Origin of the sequence: Gordonia sp. 'Campus', from assembly GCF_022206305.1 — a bacterium.
GTDB lineage: Bacteria > Actinomycetota > Actinomycetes > Mycobacteriales > Mycobacteriaceae > Gordonia.
This window is the reverse complement of the sequence record NZ_JAKOIW010000003.1, coordinates 14,223-31,510: the sequence shown is the minus strand read 5'-3', so window position 1 is coordinate 31,510 and position 17,288 is coordinate 14,223. Positions and strand designations below refer to the sequence as shown.

Annotated in this window: 16 protein-coding genes and 1 riboswitch; of the genes, 5 read left to right on the top strand and 11 right to left on the bottom strand. The window is 69.7% G+C overall.

The features are described from left to right. Nucleotides 1–15: 15 nt before the first annotated feature. Nucleotides 16–97: riboswitch (cobalamin riboswitch) on the bottom strand. Nucleotides 98–157: 60 nt separating this feature from the next. The 3 genes from MAY35_RS03905 to cobJ all read left to right on the top strand — a co-directional run bounded on the left by MAY35_RS03905 (nucleotide 158) and on the right by cobJ (nucleotide 3,636). Then, nucleotides 158–1,333: a nitrite/sulfite reductase gene (locus tag MAY35_RS03905; protein ID WP_238419440.1), complete on the top strand. Its 1,176-nt coding sequence runs from the start codon at nucleotides 158–160 to the stop codon at nucleotides 1,331–1,333. Nucleotides 1,334–1,346: 13 nt separating this feature from the next. Continuing rightward, nucleotides 1,347–1,970, top strand: a complete 624-nt coding sequence (locus MAY35_RS03900; RefSeq protein ID WP_238419435.1) for a precorrin-8X methylmutase — start codon at nucleotides 1,347–1,349, stop codon at nucleotides 1,968–1,970. Between the two features lie 85 nt (nucleotides 1,971–2,055). Further along, nucleotides 2,056–3,636 carry a precorrin-3B C(17)-methyltransferase gene (gene cobJ, locus MAY35_RS03895; protein ID WP_281063086.1) on the top strand — a complete coding sequence of 527 codons (1,581 nt, stop codon included), beginning with the start codon at nucleotides 2,056–2,058 and terminating at the stop codon, nucleotides 3,634–3,636. Here the strand turns inward: cobJ and MAY35_RS03890 are convergent. From MAY35_RS03890 to MAY35_RS03875, 4 genes are read right to left on the bottom strand one after another with little or no spacing between them, the layout of a single operon-like run. Next, complete coding sequence (locus MAY35_RS03890) at nucleotides 3,625–4,383, bottom strand: cobalt-precorrin-6A reductase (RefSeq protein ID WP_238419433.1); 759 nt, start codon at nucleotides 4,381–4,383, stop codon at nucleotides 3,625–3,627. The two genes, cobJ and MAY35_RS03890, sit on opposite strands and share 12 nt — an antisense overlap. Then, entirely contained in the window at nucleotides 4,380–5,156 is a 777-nt protein-coding gene (cobM, locus tag MAY35_RS03885) for a precorrin-4 C(11)-methyltransferase (RefSeq protein WP_238419431.1), read from the bottom strand. The genes MAY35_RS03890 and cobM overlap by 4 nt, the downstream gene beginning before the upstream one ends. Beyond that, the gene (gene cbiE / locus MAY35_RS03880; RefSeq protein WP_238419430.1) at nucleotides 5,153–6,400 is read right to left on the bottom strand and encodes a precorrin-6y C5,15-methyltransferase (decarboxylating) subunit CbiE; all 1,248 of its coding nucleotides are present in this window, start codon (nucleotides 6,398–6,400) and stop codon (nucleotides 5,153–5,155) included. Before cbiE ends, cobM begins: the two co-directional genes overlap by 4 nt. Beyond that, complete coding sequence (locus tag MAY35_RS03875; RefSeq protein WP_238419796.1) at nucleotides 6,397–7,191, bottom strand: SDR family NAD(P)-dependent oxidoreductase; 795 nt, start codon at nucleotides 7,189–7,191, stop codon at nucleotides 6,397–6,399. Before MAY35_RS03875 ends, cbiE begins: the two co-directional genes overlap by 4 nt. A gap of 64 nt (nucleotides 7,192–7,255) precedes the next feature. On the opposite strand from MAY35_RS03875, the gene MAY35_RS03870 reads away from it, so the two are divergent. Then, nucleotides 7,256–7,657 carry a PPOX class F420-dependent oxidoreductase gene (locus MAY35_RS03870; RefSeq protein WP_238419428.1) on the top strand — a complete coding sequence of 134 codons (402 nt, stop codon included), beginning with the start codon at nucleotides 7,256–7,258 and terminating at the stop codon, nucleotides 7,655–7,657. Between the two features lie 46 nt (nucleotides 7,658–7,703). Here MAY35_RS03870 and MAY35_RS03865 read toward each other — a convergent pair whose 3' ends face one another. Further along, on the bottom strand, nucleotides 7,704–8,870 hold the full coding sequence (locus MAY35_RS03865; protein WP_374237920.1) for a M24 family metallopeptidase: 1,167 nt from the start codon (nucleotides 8,868–8,870) through the stop codon (nucleotides 7,704–7,706). A gap of 85 nt (nucleotides 8,871–8,955) precedes the next feature. Between MAY35_RS03865 and MAY35_RS03860 the strand changes: the two genes are divergently transcribed. Next, complete coding sequence (locus tag MAY35_RS03860; protein ID WP_238419792.1) at nucleotides 8,956–9,912, top strand: 5'-3' exonuclease; 957 nt, start codon at nucleotides 8,956–8,958, stop codon at nucleotides 9,910–9,912. Nucleotides 9,913–9,945: 33 nt separating this feature from the next. Here MAY35_RS03860 and MAY35_RS03855 read toward each other — a convergent pair whose 3' ends face one another. From MAY35_RS03855 to MAY35_RS03830, 6 genes are all read right to left on the bottom strand, one after another. Further along, on the bottom strand, nucleotides 9,946–10,899 hold the full coding sequence (locus MAY35_RS03855; protein WP_238419427.1) for a DUF4333 domain-containing protein: 954 nt from the start codon (nucleotides 10,897–10,899) through the stop codon (nucleotides 9,946–9,948). 211 nt (nucleotides 10,900–11,110) lie between these two features. Further along, nucleotides 11,111–13,957, bottom strand: a complete 2,847-nt coding sequence (locus tag MAY35_RS03850; protein WP_238419426.1) for an RNA helicase — start codon at nucleotides 13,955–13,957, stop codon at nucleotides 11,111–11,113. Then, entirely contained in the window at nucleotides 13,954–14,940 is a 987-nt protein-coding gene (tatC, locus tag MAY35_RS03845) for a twin-arginine translocase subunit TatC (protein ID WP_374237919.1), read from the bottom strand. The genes MAY35_RS03850 and tatC overlap by 4 nt, the downstream gene beginning before the upstream one ends. 20 nt (nucleotides 14,941–14,960) lie before the next feature. Next, nucleotides 14,961–15,224 (bottom strand): Sec-independent protein translocase subunit TatA, encoded by a 264-nt coding sequence (gene tatA / locus MAY35_RS03840; protein WP_238419425.1) that lies wholly within the window; start codon nucleotides 15,222–15,224, stop codon nucleotides 14,961–14,963. Nucleotides 15,225–15,300: 76 nt separating this feature from the next. Next, on the bottom strand, nucleotides 15,301–16,272 hold the full coding sequence (locus MAY35_RS03835) for a YafY family protein (protein ID WP_238419424.1): 972 nt from the start codon (nucleotides 16,270–16,272) through the stop codon (nucleotides 15,301–15,303). Then, nucleotides 16,272–17,279, bottom strand: coding sequence for a YafY family protein (locus MAY35_RS03830; RefSeq protein WP_238419422.1), 1,008 nt, complete (start codon nucleotides 17,277–17,279; stop codon nucleotides 16,272–16,274). Before MAY35_RS03830 ends, MAY35_RS03835 begins: the two co-directional genes overlap by 1 nt. Between the last annotated feature and the right edge of the window lie 9 nt (nucleotides 17,280–17,288).

The following is a 17,288-nucleotide window of genomic DNA, read 5'->3' as shown; positions in this document are numbered from 1 at the left end:
TGGAGTGCGAGGGACTGGTCTGACTTCCGGTTGCCCCGGCGTCGATGCCCGGGCCCCGATCACAGTGGCGCGACCGCGCCGGAATTCCACCGGCTTCAGCCCGCTCGCGGTGCGTTCAGCCTACGGCCACCGCCGGGACCGGTCGTAGGCTGGTGGGATGAACCAGCGAGTCCGGGACGCCGCCGACCGTTGCCCCGGGGTGTTCAGCACGCATGCGGCGGCCGATGGCGCCCTGGCCCGCATCCGGCTTCCGGGCGGTCGGATCCGGCCAGATCAGCTCGAGCTCCTGGCGCAGGCGGCCGCGGCGCACGCCGACGGTCACCTCGAACTGACGGTCCGCGGCAACGTGCAGCTACGCGGGATCACCGATGTCGATGCCGTCGCCGAGGCGGTGGTCGCCGCGGGCCTCGCCCCGAGCGCGAGCCACGACAAGGTGCGCAACATCGAGGTCAGTCCGCTGACCGGCCGGATCGGGGGCGTCGCTGACGCCCGCCCGCTGGCCGCGGCGCTCGACGACACACTGCGATCCGACCCCGCGTCGGCCACGCTCTCCGGCCGGTTCCTCTTCGGTATCGACGACGGCCGCGGCGACATCGTCGCCCGCCGCCCGGATGCCTGCGCACTCGTCCGCGGTGACGCACCGCTGACCGCCGACATCCTCGTCGGCGGTGATCCGATCGGATCGGCGTCCGGACCCGACGCGATCGTCACCGCACTGATGGCCGTCGCCGCAGGCCTGGGCCGGGTGTCGCCGGGCGCGTGGCGGGTGAAAGACCTCGGCGCAGCCGAACGGCTCGATCTCGAGACTCTCGCCGGGGCCGGGCTCGACCCCGTCGTCGGCTCGTCGGATCTGCTCGTCGACCCGTCAGCGGGCGAACCCACACCGGCCGACCCCATCGTGGGCTGGTTCGACCAGGACGACGGAGCGGTCCTGCTGGGCGCGGTCGTCGAGCTCGGGCGGCTGCCCGCGCGCCTCGCCGAGTTCATCGCCGCGGTGCAGGCGCCGGTAATCTTCACCCCGGACCGCGAGATCCTCATGTGCGATCTCGACGAGGGCGTCGCCGAGACCGTCGTGCGGGTGCTCGCCCCGATGGGTCTGATCTTCGACGCCGCCTCGCCCTGGGCGCGTCTGAGCTGCTGTGTCGGAGCGCCCGGCTGCGCCTCCGCGCACGCACCGGTCCGAGAGGACCTCGTGTCCCGGGCACGCGGCGGCGAACCGCTCGAGGAGCGCGAACACTGGGTGGGGTGTGAGCGGGGTTGTGGCTCCCCGGCCACGACGCATCTGTTCGTCGAGGCCACGCCCGAAGGCGGATACGAACGGCGGCGCCGTTAGGCTCGTCAGCACCATGACCGAGTACCTGCGCGACGGCGCTGCGATCTATCGCCAGTCTTTCGCCACGATCCGCGCCGAATCCGATCTCTCCGCGTTCGCCCCCGATGTCGCGACCGTCGTCGTGCGAATGATCCACGCGTGCGGGCAGACCGACCTCACCCGCGACGTGGTCGCCACAGCCGGTGTCGTCACGGCCGCACGCGGCGCGCTCGAAGCCGGCGCACCCATCCTGTGTGATGCGTCGATGGTCGCCTCCGGCGTCACTCGCAAGCGGCTCCCCGCCGACAACGAGGTGCTCTGTTATCTGTCGGAGCCGTCGCTGCCGTCGCTCGCCGAGCAGATGGGAACGACGCGGACCGCTGCCGCACTCGAGTTCTGGCGGCCCCGCCTCGAGGGTGCCGTCGTGGCGATCGGCAACGCCCCGACCGCTCTGTTCGCCCTGCTCGACATGATCGACGACGGCGCACCGAGGCCGGCCGCGATCGTCGGCGCCCCAGTCGGTTTCGTGGGTGCCGTCGAGTCCTGTGCAGCGCTCGCCGACCGCGACGACCTCGAGTTCATCACCGTCACCGGGCGGCGCGGCGGCTCGGCGATCACCGCCGCTGCCCTCAACGCGCTCGCCACCCCGCAGGAATGAGATCCGACCCGTGAATCCCGAACACTCCCCCAGCACAACGCATCACGCGAACGCCACGGCTCCGGCGGCCCCCGGCGCGGGCAAATTGTGCGGTATCGGGTTGGGCCCCGGCGACAGCGAGCTGATGACGGTCAAGGCCGCCCGGCTGATCAGCACCGCCGACGTCATCGCGTATCACTCTGCGCGCCATGGCAACAGCATCGCCCGATCGGTCGCCGAACCCTACCTGCGTGAGGGCCAGACCGAAGAACGCCTGATGTACCCGGTCACCACCGAGACCACCGATCACCCCGGTGGCTACCAGGGAGCCCTCGACGACTTCTACGCCGAGAGCGCGGAACGGCTGGCGGTGCACCTGCGTGCCGGCCGTGACGTGGTCCTCCTCGCCGAGGGCGACCCACTGTTCTACAGCTCCTACATGCACATGCACAAACGGTTGTCGCCGCACTTCGACGCTCAGATCGTGCCCGGTGTGACGTCGGTGAGCGCGGCCTCGGCAGCGACCGGCGTGCCCCTGGTGGAGGGCGAGGAGACGCTGACCGTCGTCCCGGGCACCGCGTCGAGGACGGAGCTGCTGTTCCGGTTCCGTTCCGCGGACGCGATCGTGGTGATGAAGCTGGGCCGGACCTTCGAGCGGGTGCGGGATGCGCTGCGCGAGGCGGGTCGACTCGACGAGGCGTTCTACGTCGAACGCGCGTCGACGACCGTCGAACGGGTCCTCCCCGCGGCCGAGGTGATTCCCAGTGAGGTGCCGTACTTCTCGATCGTGGTGGTGCCCGGCCGGCGCAACAATCCGAAGTTCGAGCCGCAGCCGGTGCCCGGTGAGGTCGTCGTCGTGGGTCTCGGCCCCGGACACGACAGCTGGACCACTCCGCAGGTGCGCACCGAACTGGCGACGGCCACCGACCTGGTCGGTTACACGACCTACCTCAAGCGGGTCACTCCCCGACCCGGACAGCGCGTGCACGCCAGCGACAACCGCGTCGAGGCCGAACGCGCGGAGTTCGCGCTCGACCTCGCCCGTCGCGGTGCCCGCGTCGCGGTGGTGTCGTCGGGTGATCCCGGTGTGTTCGCCATGGCCGCCGCCGTCGCCGAGGTGGCCGCGCAACCCCGCTGGCACGACGTCCCGGTGCGGGTGGTGCCAGGAGTGACCGCCGCGACCGCCGTCGCAGCCGCGGTCGGCGCACCGCTCGGGCACGACTTCGCGGTCATCTCCCTCTCGGACCGCCTGAAGCCGTGGTCGGTGATCGACCGTCGGATCCGTGCGGCGCTCGCCGCCGATCTGGTGATCGCGATCTACAACCCCGGGTCGGCCAGCCGCACGTGGCAGGTCGGGGCTCTCCAACACACTTTGACGCAGACGGTGTCCGATGACCGCGTGATCGTGCTCGGACGGGACGTCGGCGGGCCGGAGCAGTCCCTCACGACGACGACCGTCGCCGAGTTCGATCCCGCGGTCGTCGACATGCGCACGATGATCATCGTCGGATCGTCGGCGACGCGGGTCGTACCGCGGGCCGGGGGGACCCTGGTCTTCACACCCCGTAGCCACTCCCCCGTCGACGACCCTGCGTCCGACTCCCCTGCACCCATCACCCCTGCACCCGTCGAGACATCGCTCGCCGAGACCGAACGGGTCCCGTCCGAACAGGTGTCAGTCGAGTAGGCGCTCGAGCCACTCCCGGGCCGCTCCGACGTCGGACACCGCGGTCGAGTCCGGCTCCGCGGGTCTGTCGACCATGACGACGTCGATCCCGAGGTCCGCGGCGGCGGAGAGTTTTGCCTCGGTGAGCGCGCCGCCGCTGTTCTTGGTGACGAGCAGGTCGATGTCGTTGTCGCGCAACAGCGCCGACTCGGAGGCGTGGTCGTAGGGTCCACGCGACCGCAGCAGCGCATGATTCGGGGGCAGTGCCGCGGTGGGCGGGTCGACGACCCGGATCAGGAACCATGCGGTGTCGATGTCGGCGAACACGCCGACGTCCTGGCGGCCCGTGGTGAGCAGCACTCGCGTTCCTCTGCGGGCGACCTCCGCAGCGGCGGACGGCAGATCGGGTACCCGGATCCATCGATCGGCCGTGCCCGGACTCCAGGGTTCGCGGCGCAGTCGCAGCAACGGGATGCCCGCATCTTCGGTCGCGCGTGCGGCGTTGCGGGTGATGGTCGCGGCGAACGGATGGGTGGCGTCGACGACAGCGCGGATCTCGTTGTCGAGCAACCACTTCCGCAACCCCTCCGGGCCGCCGAATCCGCCGATCCGGACCGGCCCGACCGGAAGACGCGGGTTCTGCACCCGACCCGCCAGGGAGCTGATGACGTCGATCCCGGTGTCGTCGAGAGCGGATGCCAGAGCGCGCGCCTCACCGGTGCCACCCAGGATCAGCACACGTGTGCTCGCGCGGGGGTAGCCCGTCACGCCGTGCCGCCGCCGTCGGCCCGGAGTTTGGTCATGCGTGCGTGTGAGTAGAGATAGCTGTCGGTGGCCTCGGCCCGGCTGGGGTCCAGCACACGGCCTACGAAGATCACCGCCGTCTTGCGGATGTCGGCCGCGTGGAGGGTCTCCGGCAGCCTGCGCAACGGACAGCGGACGACGAGTTCGTCGTCCCGACTCGCGAAGGCGACTGTGGCAGTCGGACACTCGGCGCCGTAATACGGGGACAGCGCTTCGACGATCTGCTCGGCCCGATGGGCGGCGAGGTGTAGGGCGAGAGTCACTCCGGTCGCGGCCAGCGTGGCGAGGTCCTCCCCAGCCGGCATGTCGGTGGAGAGGGTCGAGACCCGGGTGATGAGAAGACTCTGCCCGACTCCCGGCACCGTCAGCTCCGTGTCGAGTGCAGCGGCGGCGGCAGCGAATGCCGGCACCCCGGGCACGATCTGATGGTCGATGCCTCGCGCGTCGAGTTCGCGCTGCTGTTCGGACATCGCCGAGTAGAGCGAGAGGTCGCCGCTGTGCAGCCGCGCGACATCGTGGCCGCGCCGATGGGCATCCTCGATATGGGCGATGATGTCGGACAACGGCATCCGCGCGGTGTCGATCAGTTCGGCGCCGTCCGGGCAGAGGTCCAGCATCTCGGTCGGGACGAGTGAACCCGCATACAGGCAGGTCGAGCACTTTCCCAGCACGCGCGCTCCGCGAAGGGTGATCAAGTCGGGTGCGCCCGGACCGGCCCCGATGAAGTAGACGGTCACGACGCCGCTCCGGTGTCCTCGATGGTGGTGTCGGGTTTCACGACGACCCACTGCACGATCGGCAGGGCGGGCCGCCAGGTGGTCATGGTGCCCAGCGGCGCTGCCGTCTCGATCGACAGGCGGCGCATCGTGCCGCCGCGCTCGTGGTGCCGTCGTGCCACGAGGGTCTGGTTCTCGACGGTGACCGCGTTGACCACCAGACGCCCCGCCGGTCGCAGGGATTCCCATGCGCCGGCGAGGATCTCGTCGTCGAGCCCGCCGCCGATGAACACCGCGTCGGGACGAGGTGCGCCGGACAACGCCTGGGGTGCCGGTCCCCGGACCGACAGACGCGACCCCACCCCGTGACTGCCGGCGTTGCGGATCAACCGGTCGGCACGCTCGGGGTCCCGTTCGAAGGCGACGGCCGTGCCGCGGTCGTCGGCGCGCAGCCACTCGATCGAGACACTGCCCGACCCGGACCCGATGTCCCAGAGCACCTGGGCGCCCGCGGGTTCCAACGCGCAGACGGTGAGCGCCCGGATCGTGGACTTGGTGATCTGGCCGTCGTGCTCGTAGGTGTCGTCGGCGCGGCCGGGCAACCGCGTGCGCCCGGGACCCGCGCACTCCACGGCGACGATGTTCAGTGGGTCGCCGGGCGGGTGCGGCCACGCGTCCGCCGTCGCGCGCCGGATCTGCTCGTCCGGACCACCCAACTGTTCGAGAACCGTCATCGTCGATGCTCCGAAGCCCGACTGCGACAGCACACGGGCGATCGCAGCGGGGGTCGCCTCGTCCCGGCTCAGGATCACCACGCGCGCTCCCCCGGTCACCTCGGACAGCACCTCCGACGGATCGTTACGGACGGTGCTGACCACACGGGTCGTCGCGAGATCCCAGCCGAGTCGTGCGCATGCCAGACTCACGCTCGAGACCGCCGGATACACGCGTACGCGTTCGGCACCCACGCGTGACACGATGCTCGCGCCGACACCGTGGAACATCGGGTCGCCGCTCGCCAGGACGTGCACCGTATGCGGCCGGGGCTCGTCGATGACCTCCGCGAGATGCGCCGACATCGGCGAACGCCACGGCCGCAGGTCGGCCGCCAGCTCTCCGCGAACGGCGGACAAGAGGTCGAGTTGCCTTGTGGCACCGTAGATCACGGTCGCCGTCCGCAACTCGTCGCGGACGGCCTCGCCGAGTCCGCGCCACCCGTCGGCGCCGATGCCCACCACCACGAAGTCCGGCGACAAGACGCTCATCGGGGCAGTCTCCGCCACACCGCACGAGGCATCAGCCGCATACCGACGAAGAGCGGCCGCAGTGCCCACGGGATCCACACCTCGCCGCGTCCCCTCCGGTAGGCGCGTGCAACGGCGTCGGCGACCTGTTCGGCGTTCACCGACAGCGGGGCGGGCTTGACCCCGGACGCCATCAGGTCCCGCGTCATGGCGCCGACGACGAAGCCGGGGCGGGCCAACAACAGCCGAGCACCGCTGCCGTGCAACGCATCCGCGAGGCCGCTCGCGAAGCCGTCGAGTCCGGCCTTGGTGGAGCCGTAGACGTAGTTCGCCCGGCGAACCCGGATGCCGGCGACCGACGAGAACACGATGAGGGTGCCGGAGCGCTGCGCGCGCAGGGCTGCCGCGAGCGGCGTCAGCACGCTGATGTGGGCGTAATAGTCGGTGTGCGCGATCTGCAGGGCGTGGCTGACATCGGTCTCCGCGCGGGCTTGGTCGCCGAGAATGCCGAAGGCGATGATGGCGACCCCGATCGGCCCGTACTGCTCGATGAGGTGGTCGACGAGTGCCGGGTGACCGTCGACGTCGTCGGCGTCGAACGCGACGGTGTGTACCGCGGAGGCCCCGGCAGCCAGCAACCGTTCGGTCTGTGCGACGAGGTCACCGGGACGTCGCGCGGCGAGCACCACGACGCGACCCGACGCGAGCCGGGCGGCGGTGGCGACGCCGATCTCGCTGCGCCCCCCGAAGAGGACCAGCGAACCCGTCGCCTCGGAACCCCGGTCTGAAGCCGCTCTGCTGCGCAACGCCATGGCGAGCAGTATCGCATCGGCCCCGGCACCGTTGCGCCCCGCCGTCGCCGCTAGCGTGGAGACCATGCCACGTACCGCTGCCGATGTCGGACCCGACGCGGTCGCGTTCCTCACCGAACGCCACCTCGGAACCCTCACCACGTTGCGCGCCGACGGCACGCCGCACGCCGTCGCCGTCGGATTCACCTGGGACCCCGAGGCCGGCCTGGCGCGGGTCATCACCTCCGATGGCAACCAGAAGGTGCGCAATGTCGAACGCGGCGGGTATGCAGCGGTCACGAACGTCGACGGGCCGCGCTGGATCACCCTCGAGGGAACAACAACCGTCCGCCGTGAGCCCGACCGCGTGCGCGAGGCCGAAGAGCGCTATGCGCGCCGCTACAAGCAGCCGAAGCCGAACCCACGACGTGTGGTGATCGAGATCAGCGTCGGACGGGTCCTGGGTTCACGGTCACTCCTGGGCTGAGCCGCCCGCTGGGCCGAACCCTTCTCTGGGCTGACCCTCGTGGCGGCTACAGCTGGATCAGCTCGTGCGGGCGGTTGTTGAGTGACTCGCAACCGTCGTCGGTCACCACGACGATGTCCTCGATACGGGCACCCCACCGTCCCGAGAAGTAGACCCCCGGCTCGACGCTGAATGCCATCCCGGCGCGCAGTGGGATGTCGTTGCCGTCGACGATGTAGGGCTCCTCGTGCACCGACAACCCGATACCGTGCCCCGTGCGATGGATGAAGTGGTCGGCGAGATCTCGGGACCGTAGGAGGTCGCGCGCGGCCGCGTCGATCGTGGAGGCCGGCACGCCCGGTCGGACCGCCGCGACGGCCGCCCGTTGGGCCTCGTGCAGCGCCGCGTAGGCGGTGGCGATGTCGGCCTGCGGCTCGCCGAAGCAGTAGGTGCGGGTCGAGTCGGAGTTGTAGCCCGGTTCCACGGGTCCGCCGATGTCGACGACCACGATGTCGGAGCGCTCGATGACCCGATCGGAGAACTCGTGATGCGGGTCGGCGCCGTTGGGGCCGGAGCCGACGATGATGAACGCCGCCTCGGTGTGGCCCTCGTCGAGTATCGCCCGGGAGATGTCCGCGGCGACCTCCCGTTCGGTCCGGCCGGGTGTCAACCAGTCCCCCATGCGTGCGTGGACACGGTCGATGGCCGCTCCCGCACGGCGGAGGGCGTCGATCTCGGCGGCGTCCTTGATCATTCGCAGTTCGCGCAGTACGGCGGTCGCCAGTTGCGGTGTGGCCCCGGTGTGTTCGGAGAGCGGGATCACGTGGAGTGCCGGCATCGAGTCGGACACGGCGATTCGCGGGCGTGCCGTCAGGCCCGCGAGCGCCAGGCCGTGCGCGTCGTCACCGTCGACCCAATCGGCGACCTCGATGCCCAGATCGCCGACCGCCGACATCGCCAGCGACGGCACCTCCAGTCGCGCGATGACCAACCTGGGTTCTCCCGCGGCGGGGATCACCAGCGCGGTGAGTCGCTCGAATGTCTCGGCTCGCGATCCCACGAGGTAGCGGAGATCGGGACCGGGCGCGACCACCAGCGCGTCGAGGCCCGCGTCGCGGGTGAGCTCGGCGGCACGACGCATACGGTCCCGGTAGACGTCGGCGGCGAACAGCGGCGGCGCGCTCGTACGGGCCGTTCCTGACGATGTGGCTGATGTCCCGGTCGCTGATGCCATGCGACGAACACTACCGGCGAGCGTGGACGTGGTGCTGACGCCTGACCGGTCGGGGTGACAGAGTGTGGGGGTGACGGATTCGTTGATGCTGCTCGACGGTGCGAGCCTGTGGTTCCGGTCGTTCTTCGCGTTGCCGGAGAAGATGACAAGCCCCGACGGACGTCCGGTGAACGCGGTCCGCGGGTTCGTCGACACCATCGCGAACCTGGTGCAGCGCGAACGTCCGACGCGGCTGGTGGTGTGCCTCGATCTGGATTGGCGGCCGGCGTTCCGGACCGATCTGATCCCGTCGTACAAGGGCCATCGCGTGGCGGTGCCGGCCGGCGGCACGGGGGCCGACGGTGATCCCATCGACGTCGAGGAGGTGCCCGACACACTCACCCCGCAGGTCGACATGATCATGGCGGTCCTGGCCGCCGCGGGGATCGCCACCTCCGGCGCGGTGGGCTGCGAGGCCGATGACGTCATCGGCACGCTCGCCTACGACGAGGCCGACGACCCGGTGATCGTGGTGAGCGGCGATCGCGACCTTCTCCAGGTGGTCGCCGACGACCCGGTCTCGGTGCGCGTCCTCTACGTCGGCCGCGGGCTGGCGAAAGCGGAGATGATGGGCCCCCGCGAGGTGGCCGAGAAGTACGGGGTGCCCGCCGAACGCGCCGGCATCGGCTACGCGGAGATGTCGATGTTGCGCGGCGACCCGTCCGACGGATTACCCGGTGTCGCCGGTATCGGCGAGAAGACCGCCGCCAAACTCATCACCGAATTCGGAAGTCTCGACGCGCTCGAGGCAGCCGCCGCGGACCCGTCGTCGAACGTCCCGACCCGTAGCCGCAAGGCGTTGCTGGCGTCAGCCGACTATCTGCAGGCGGCCCGGACCGTGGTGTCGGTGCGCACTGATGCCGAGACCATCGACAGCGGCCCCGACACACTCCCGCCGGCGCCCGCGGACCCGGCAGCACTCGCCGAGCTCGTCGAGGAACTCGGCATCGGCGCATCGGTGGGTCGCCTCGCGAAGGCCCTGTCCTGGCCGCAGGCCGGCTGAGGACCCTGTACTGGCGGCAGGCCGGCTGAGCACTCAGCTCGGTCGGGAGACCTCGTAGCGCCCGTCGTCGTCGATGAAGGTCACCTTCACCTGCTGGTCCTGGCCGCCGACCGTCACCGAGCAGGTGAACGAGGCCCCGGTCTCGACCCGCTGGCCGGAGGGGCACTTCACGTTGCTGACGTCACTGGCCTGGTAGTCCTCGCTCAGGATTTTCTGGACGCCGTCCTGGGCGGCCTGCTGGTCGAGGTTCTTGGGGGCCCAGCCGGGGAAGAGGAACGCCGTGATCAGAATGATCGCGGCGATCAGGATCAGTGCGCCGCCACCGGCGAACATCAAGGTCCGCGCCGTCTTGTTGGACTTGCCGGTCGCCATCCCGCTGAACTGGTCGCCGCCCATCGGCGAGCCGCCATAGGGGTTCTGGCCGTACTGATTCTGTGCCGGTTGATTCGGTGCGCCGTACTGACCGGCGCCGTACTGACCGGCACTGTACTGACCGGCGCCGGGCTGGCCGGGCGCCTGCTGACCGGGTGCACCGTAACCGGGCGCGGCCGGGTAGCCCTGCTGTCCGCCGGGTTGCCCGTACTGACCGGGCTGTCCGTACTGACCGGGTTGGGCTCCGGGGTAACCGACCTGGGTCGGCTGCGACTGCGCGGGCTGACCCGGGGACTGGACACCGGGCTGCTGGTACGGATTCTGCTGCTGCGGCCCCGGCTGCTGATAGGGATTCTGCTGATACGGGTTCGCCTGATACTGATCCGCCTGATACGAACCTTGTTGGGGCTGACCGGTTCCCGGATTGGGCGCCATTCTCGTCGGATCCGCCTGGGCCGGGTCCACTCGCGACGGGTCTGCTTGGGCCGGATCAGAACCGGGCGCCCCGCCCGGCAGGTTCACGATCTCGGTCTTGCCATCGGTACCGGACTGATCACCGGCGGGTTGGTGCGACGGATTGGGTTGGGACGGATCGGGGTTGTACGGGTTGCTCATGAGTCCCTCCCACTCGGCCGTCCACCCAAGAGCGGGTGTCGGCGAACTGACGTCGCGGCAGCGTCGGAGTCGAGTCACGCCGACACCGGATGCGGGATGAACGTTACCCCAGGGGCCTGCGAGTCTCAGGCAACATCGCACGTGGCCCGCGGGGGCGTCGTCCGGTGAACCGACATCGCGCGGGCGATGCGAACAGCCCCGTGCGGGGCTTTCAGCCCAGCTCGGCGGCGACGACCCCGCGCCGGATCGCCTTCACAGCCGCACGCGCCGTCGCGCCGAGGCGGGTGTCGGTGCCGACTCCGAGTCGAATCTGCTCGAGGAGGTCGACGACCTGCCTGTTCCACCGCACGAAGTCGCCCGGCGACAGCAGTTGCCCCCGCTCGCCGGCGAGTAACAGCGCCTCACCGAGGGTGCGCCCGGACGCCCAGGTCGCGACGGCGACGGAGAATCCCGTGTCCGGTTCACGGGTCGTGCTGACCCGGTGGCGGGACTCCACGGCGGTGACGCGGGACCAGATCTCGACGGTTGCGGCCATCGCCGTGCGCATCGAACTGTTCCCGGGGAGCACGTCGACGCCGCTGTAGCTGTCGCGCCGGCTCTCGTAGACGAGGGCGGCGACCACCGCGGCGAGATCGGCGGGCGAGAGGTCGTCCCACACCCCGGCGCGGATGCACTCCGTCACCACCAGGTCGCTCTCGCTGTAGATGCGGCCGAGCAACTTGCCCGACTCCGTCACGAGCATGGTGTGGCCGGTCGATTGCGCTGCTTCGGCCGCCCGCTCGAGATAGCCCAGTTCGCTGAGGACGCCGACGATGTGGTCGAACGTGACGCCGAGGGTGGAGGTCCGCTCGCCGATGCTCCGCTCGGCGTTCACGATGTCGCGAAGCAACCGGTTGCGGCGTTCGGCGAGCCGGAAGAGGTCGTCGCCGTTGGGCAGCTGATGGGCTGGATGGGACCGGAGTGTCCGGCGGAGCTGTGCGAGTTCTCCGTCATCAGCGGCGTCGGAGCGCTTCTTCTGCCGCCCGCGGGGCATCTCGATGCCCGTCGACCGTAGTGCCGAGGCCAGGTCGCGGCGACCCCGGCCGGTACGACGGTCGGCGTTCTTCGGCAGGCGCATGTTGCCCAGCACCTCGGGCGGGTTGACGAAGTCCCGCGTGCCGACGCGGCCACACCAGGCATCCTCGGTCAGCACGAGCGGCTTCGGATCCTGGGCCTGGGTCGCCGGTTCGATGATGACGGCCAGACCACGGTGACGCCCGACGGGCACTCCGATGACGTGGCCTCGTTTGAGGGCGGCGAGGTCGGCCGTGATCGCGTCGTGGGTGTCGACGCGCTTGCGGAACTTGAGGTCTCGTTCGCGCCGGCGGATGTCCTCACGCAATGTGATGTAGCCGAGGAACCCGGCATACGCGCCGTCGTCGACGGTGCCGTCGAGTGCGCCCGGTGTGGTGTCGGAGTCGGTGGCGTCGGAGTGGGTGCCGCCGGGTTCGAGGCCGCGCGCCGCTGCCGCCCGCGCCAGCTCACCGTCGAGTTTGCGCAGAGCTCGTTGGGACTCGTGGAGTTTGCGCGCCTGCCCGACCACCGACCGGTCCGCCTGGAACTGAGCGAACGAGCGGTGCAGCAACTCACGTGCACCGTCGAGACCGAGACGACCGAGCAGGTTGACCGCCATGTTGTACTCCGGCGAGAACGAACTGCGCAGCGGGAACGTACGCGCCCCGGCGAGACCGGCGACCTCCTCGGGCACGACCTCGGGCGTCCAGACGACGACGGCGTGACCCTCGACGTCGATTCCGCGGCGGCCCGCGCGACCGGTCAGCTGGGTGAACTCCCCCGGGGTGAGGTCCACGTGTGACTCGCCGTTGTACTTGACGAGTCGTTCGAGCACCACCGAGCGGGCCGGCATGTTGATGCCCAGCGCGAGCGTCTCGGTGGCGAACACCATCCGCACCAGACCACGGACGAACAACTCCTCGACGGTGTGCCGGAAGGTCGGCAGCATCCCCGCGTGGTGCGACGCCAGTCCGCGTCGCAGACCCTCGCGCCATTCGTGCACACCCAGGATGTCGAGGTCCGAGGGTGAGAGTTCGGTGAGGTGGCGGTCGACGACCTCGTCGACCTGGGCGACCTCGGCGGGAGTGAGCAGCGAGATGCCCGAGCGGAGACACTGTGCGAGGGCGGCGTCGCACCCGGCGCGGGAGAAGATGAATCCGATACCCGGGAGCAGACCCTCGCGGTCGAGCCTGGTGACGAGGTTCGGTCGCGACAGCTGGGGTCCGCGACCGTCACGGCGCCGCGGCCCACCACCGCGTCCGCGGCCTCGGCCGGCCTCCCGCTCGTCGTCGGCGACGAGGATCCGGTGCCTGATCTGCCGCTTCAGCTCGGGATTGACCCGGGGTCGGGCGCCCGCCTTGCGCGCGGGAGCGGTGTCGGCCGGGTCGAAGAGATCGAAGAGACGCTGGCCCACGAGCATGTGCTGGGAGAGCGGCACCGGACGGTGCTCGTCGACGATCACCGAGGTGTCCCCGCGGACGGTCTGGATCCAGTCGCCGAACTCCTCGGCATTGCTCACCGTCGCCGAGAGGCTGACGACCCGGACGGACGGTTCGAGGTGCAGGATGACCTCTTCCCACACCGCGCCGCGGAAGCGATCGGCCAGGAAGTGCACCTCGTCCATGACGACGTGTGAGAGTCCGTCCAGCGCGCGTGACTCGGCGTAGATCATGTTGCGGACGACCTCGGTGGTCATCACCACGACGGGGGCGTCGGGATTGATCGAGCTGTCGCCGGTGAGCAGCCCGACCGACTCGTGACCGTAGACAGCCACGAGGTCTGCGTATTTCTGGTTGCTCAGCGCCTTGATCGGTGTCGTGTAGAAGCATTTAGTGCCGCCGGCGAGAGCCAGGTGTACGGCGAACTCGCCGACGATGGTCTTGCCCGCCCCGGTCGGGGCACACACGAGAACGCCGTGACCGCCCTCGAGGGCCTCGCAGGCACTTCGCTGGAAGTCGTCGAGCCGGAACGTGAGCCGTGCCGCGAACGAGTCGAGTTGGCTCACAGGACGTCGTCGAAGGTCTCGCGCGCCCGCGTCGAGGTGCGGGTGGTGGTCGCGACACCGTTCGCCGGGGCCTTGATCGGTGAGGCCGGAGTGATCGGGCGGGTGGGCGGCAGCGGGCTCGCCTCGTCGTCGGAGAGGCCTTCCCAGCTCGTCGTCTTGCGAGCACGACGCTTGTCGTAGATGCGCGCGAATTGGATCGAGAACTCGAGAAGCACGGTCAGTGCGCCGGCGAGCGCCAGCATCGTGAACGGATCCTGGCCAGGGGTGACGATGGCCGCGAAGACGAACACCGTGAAGATGAGGCCGCGACGCCAGCTCTTGAGTCGCGCGTAGGTGAGGACCCCGACGACATTGAGCGCGATGATCAGCAGCGGGAGTTCGAAACTCACCCCGAATATCACCAGGACGTTCAGCATGAACCCGAAGTACTGGTCGCCGGCGAGAGCCGTGACCTGGACTTCGTTGCCCACGGTCAACAGGAAGTCGAAAGCCTTCGCGACGACCAGGTAGGCCAGCACGGCGCCGGAGACGAAGAGGACCGTCGCCATGGCCACGAACGCGATCCCGTTGCGGCGCTCGTTGTCGTGGAGACCGGGGGTAATGAACTGCCAGATCTGATAGATCCACACCGGGCACGCCATCACGATGCCCGCGGTGAGCGCGACCTTGAGCCGCAGCATGAACTGGTCGAACGGCCCGGTCGCGAGCAGGCGGCAGGAATCGTCTGCGGTCAGCGTGGCCCGAGCAGAGGAGGGCAGGTCACAGTACGGGCCCCGCAGCATGTCGCCGAGAGACGGAAGACCCAGGAACCCATGGCTGTACCAGACGAAACCGAAAATGGTCGTGACGACGATGGCCAGCATCGAAATGACCATCCGCGTGCGCAGCTCGTACAGATGCTCGACCAACGACATCGTGCCGTCGGGGTTGAGTTTGCGTTTACGGAGCCGCGGATCGAGTCGAGGGGGAATCGGAATGCGCACTCGGATTCTCCGACGCGCCCCTAAGCCGACTTCTTGACGTCGGCGTTCGGCTGAGCGGCCGGCTGGGTGTTGTCACCGGCGGGGAGCTCGCGCTGCGACGGATCCGTCGGCGCGGCCGCATTGGTGTCGGCGGCGTCGTCCTTCTGCATCTCCTTGACCTCGCTCTTGAAGATGCGTAGCGACTGTCCCAGACCTCGGGCAGCGTCCGGCAGCTTCTTCGAGCCGAACAGGATCAGCAGCACGACGATGACGATCGCCCAGTGCCACCATGACGTGAAGCCCATGAGATAACCCTTCAGATCGGATCAGACCGTGGTCAATGCTACCCGACATCGGCGTCGACGGTGGTGCGCGGCGGGCTCACCGGTAGCGCCCTCTCGCGGCGCCGGCGGACTCGGCAACCGCGGAGCTGATGGCCGGCGCGTCGAGCACGCGCACCGCTCCGCCGAACCCGAGCAGGAACCGGGTCAGCCATTCCGGCGATCCGTAGACGAGGCGTGCCCGCACAGGTAGGTCCGGGTCGGGGCGGTGCTCCACCGGCTCGGTCGGTTCGAGCGGGTAGTAGTCGAGAACCCACAGGTGATCCGGGTCGATCTCGATGTCGGCGGCGGGCAGGTCCGGGTCCTCGGCGACGAGGACGGACTGGTTGGAGGCCCCCGCGTCGGCCGGTGGGCGGCTCGGCTCGTCGAGCGTGGTCGCGGAGTCCACCCGGTCGAACCGGAACAGCCGGACGCCCTCGGCCATCCGGCACCAGGCCTCGAGATAGGTGTGCTGGTCCATGACCTGCAGCCGGATCGGATCGACCACACGGTCGGTGATGCTGTCTCGACCGGCTGAGTAGTAGCGCAGGCGCAGGGCCCGCGCCCGTCTCGTGGCCTCGCGGATGGTCGTGTACGTGGGGTTCTCCCCCGCCGACGAGGCAGCGGTGTCCGACGCAGCGGCCACCCCCGGCACCGTGGCCCCGACCGCTTCCTCGATCTTCGCGATCGCCCGACGCGCGGCGGCGACATCCACCACACCGGGTGTCTCCACGAGCGCGCGCAGCGCGACGAGCAGGGTGCTGGCCTCGACCGTCGTCAGACGCAGGGGCCGGTCCATCCCGGCGGTGAAGCCCACCGTGACGTAGCCCTCGCTGAACTCGAGTTCGATGAGGTCGTCCGGGTAGTAGCCGGGTAGACCGCACACGAACAACAACTCGAGGTCCTTGGTGAGCTGCGCCTGCGTGACACCCAGCTCGGCCGCCGCCTGGACGATCGAGATGCCGCGACGGGCCTGGAAGTACGGGACCATCGCGAGGAGGCGATTGAGACGTGACGGTTGTGCCGCACCCATCAGACGGTCACCCCGATCAGCCGGTCCAGACTCGCCACGACGAGTTCACGTAGTTCGGGCGGGTCGAGGACGACCGCGTCGCGACCCACCCCGAGAACCATGCGTGCGACCGTGGTCAGCGAGTGGATGTCGAGGGTCAGGACATCCCCCGGCTCGCCGTCGAATTCGCCGGGCTCGGTGGTCGTCGCCGCGCGGCGCAGTCCCACCGCCCGGTCGGCGGCGACCCAGATGCGCGCCATGCGCCCGTCGGATCCCGCTGCCGAGTCGACGGCGGTGGCGACGATCCGTTGGAGATCGGTTCCCGGCGGCACGACGACCGCTCCCGCTGCCCCGACCGCGGTGACCGACGAGATCCGGGACAGACGGAAGGTCCTGGTGGCGTCCCGGTCGCGATCATGGCCGACGACGTACCAGCGACCGCGATGTGAGACGACCCCCCAGGGTTCGACCCGTCGCGTGGTCGGTGCGGCGGTCGCCGACGCGCGGTGGGTGAACTCCACGGCGCGGTTGGCCTGGACCGCGCCGAGCAGGCCGGCGATGACCTCTTCGGGGCCGAGCGAGCGCGACGTCCCGCCGGACGTGATGCCGAGGTCGTCCTCCGAGCGCACGTCGAGTCCCGCGGCGCGGAGTTTGAGGATCGCGGTCTGGGACAACGTCGACACCTCGGGGGTGTCCCACAGCGCCGCTGCCATGGCGATGGCTGCGGCCTCGTCGGATTCCAGCGAGATCTCCGGCAACTCGTAGGAGTCGCGGTCGATGCGGTACCCCTCGGCACCGGCCACCATGGGCGACCGGCCGATCACGAGTGGGATACCGAGATCACGGAGTTCGTTCTTGTCCCGCTCGAACATCCGGTTGAACGCCTCGTCGGACTGCTTCTTGTCCGCGTGCCCACCGTCCGAGTACCCGGCGACGTTGCGTCGGATGTAGTCGGCGGTGACGTACTCCCGCGTCCACAGCAAGCAGATCACGAGGTTGAGCAGTCGCTCGACTTTGGGAGTTGCCACCGGGTCAGG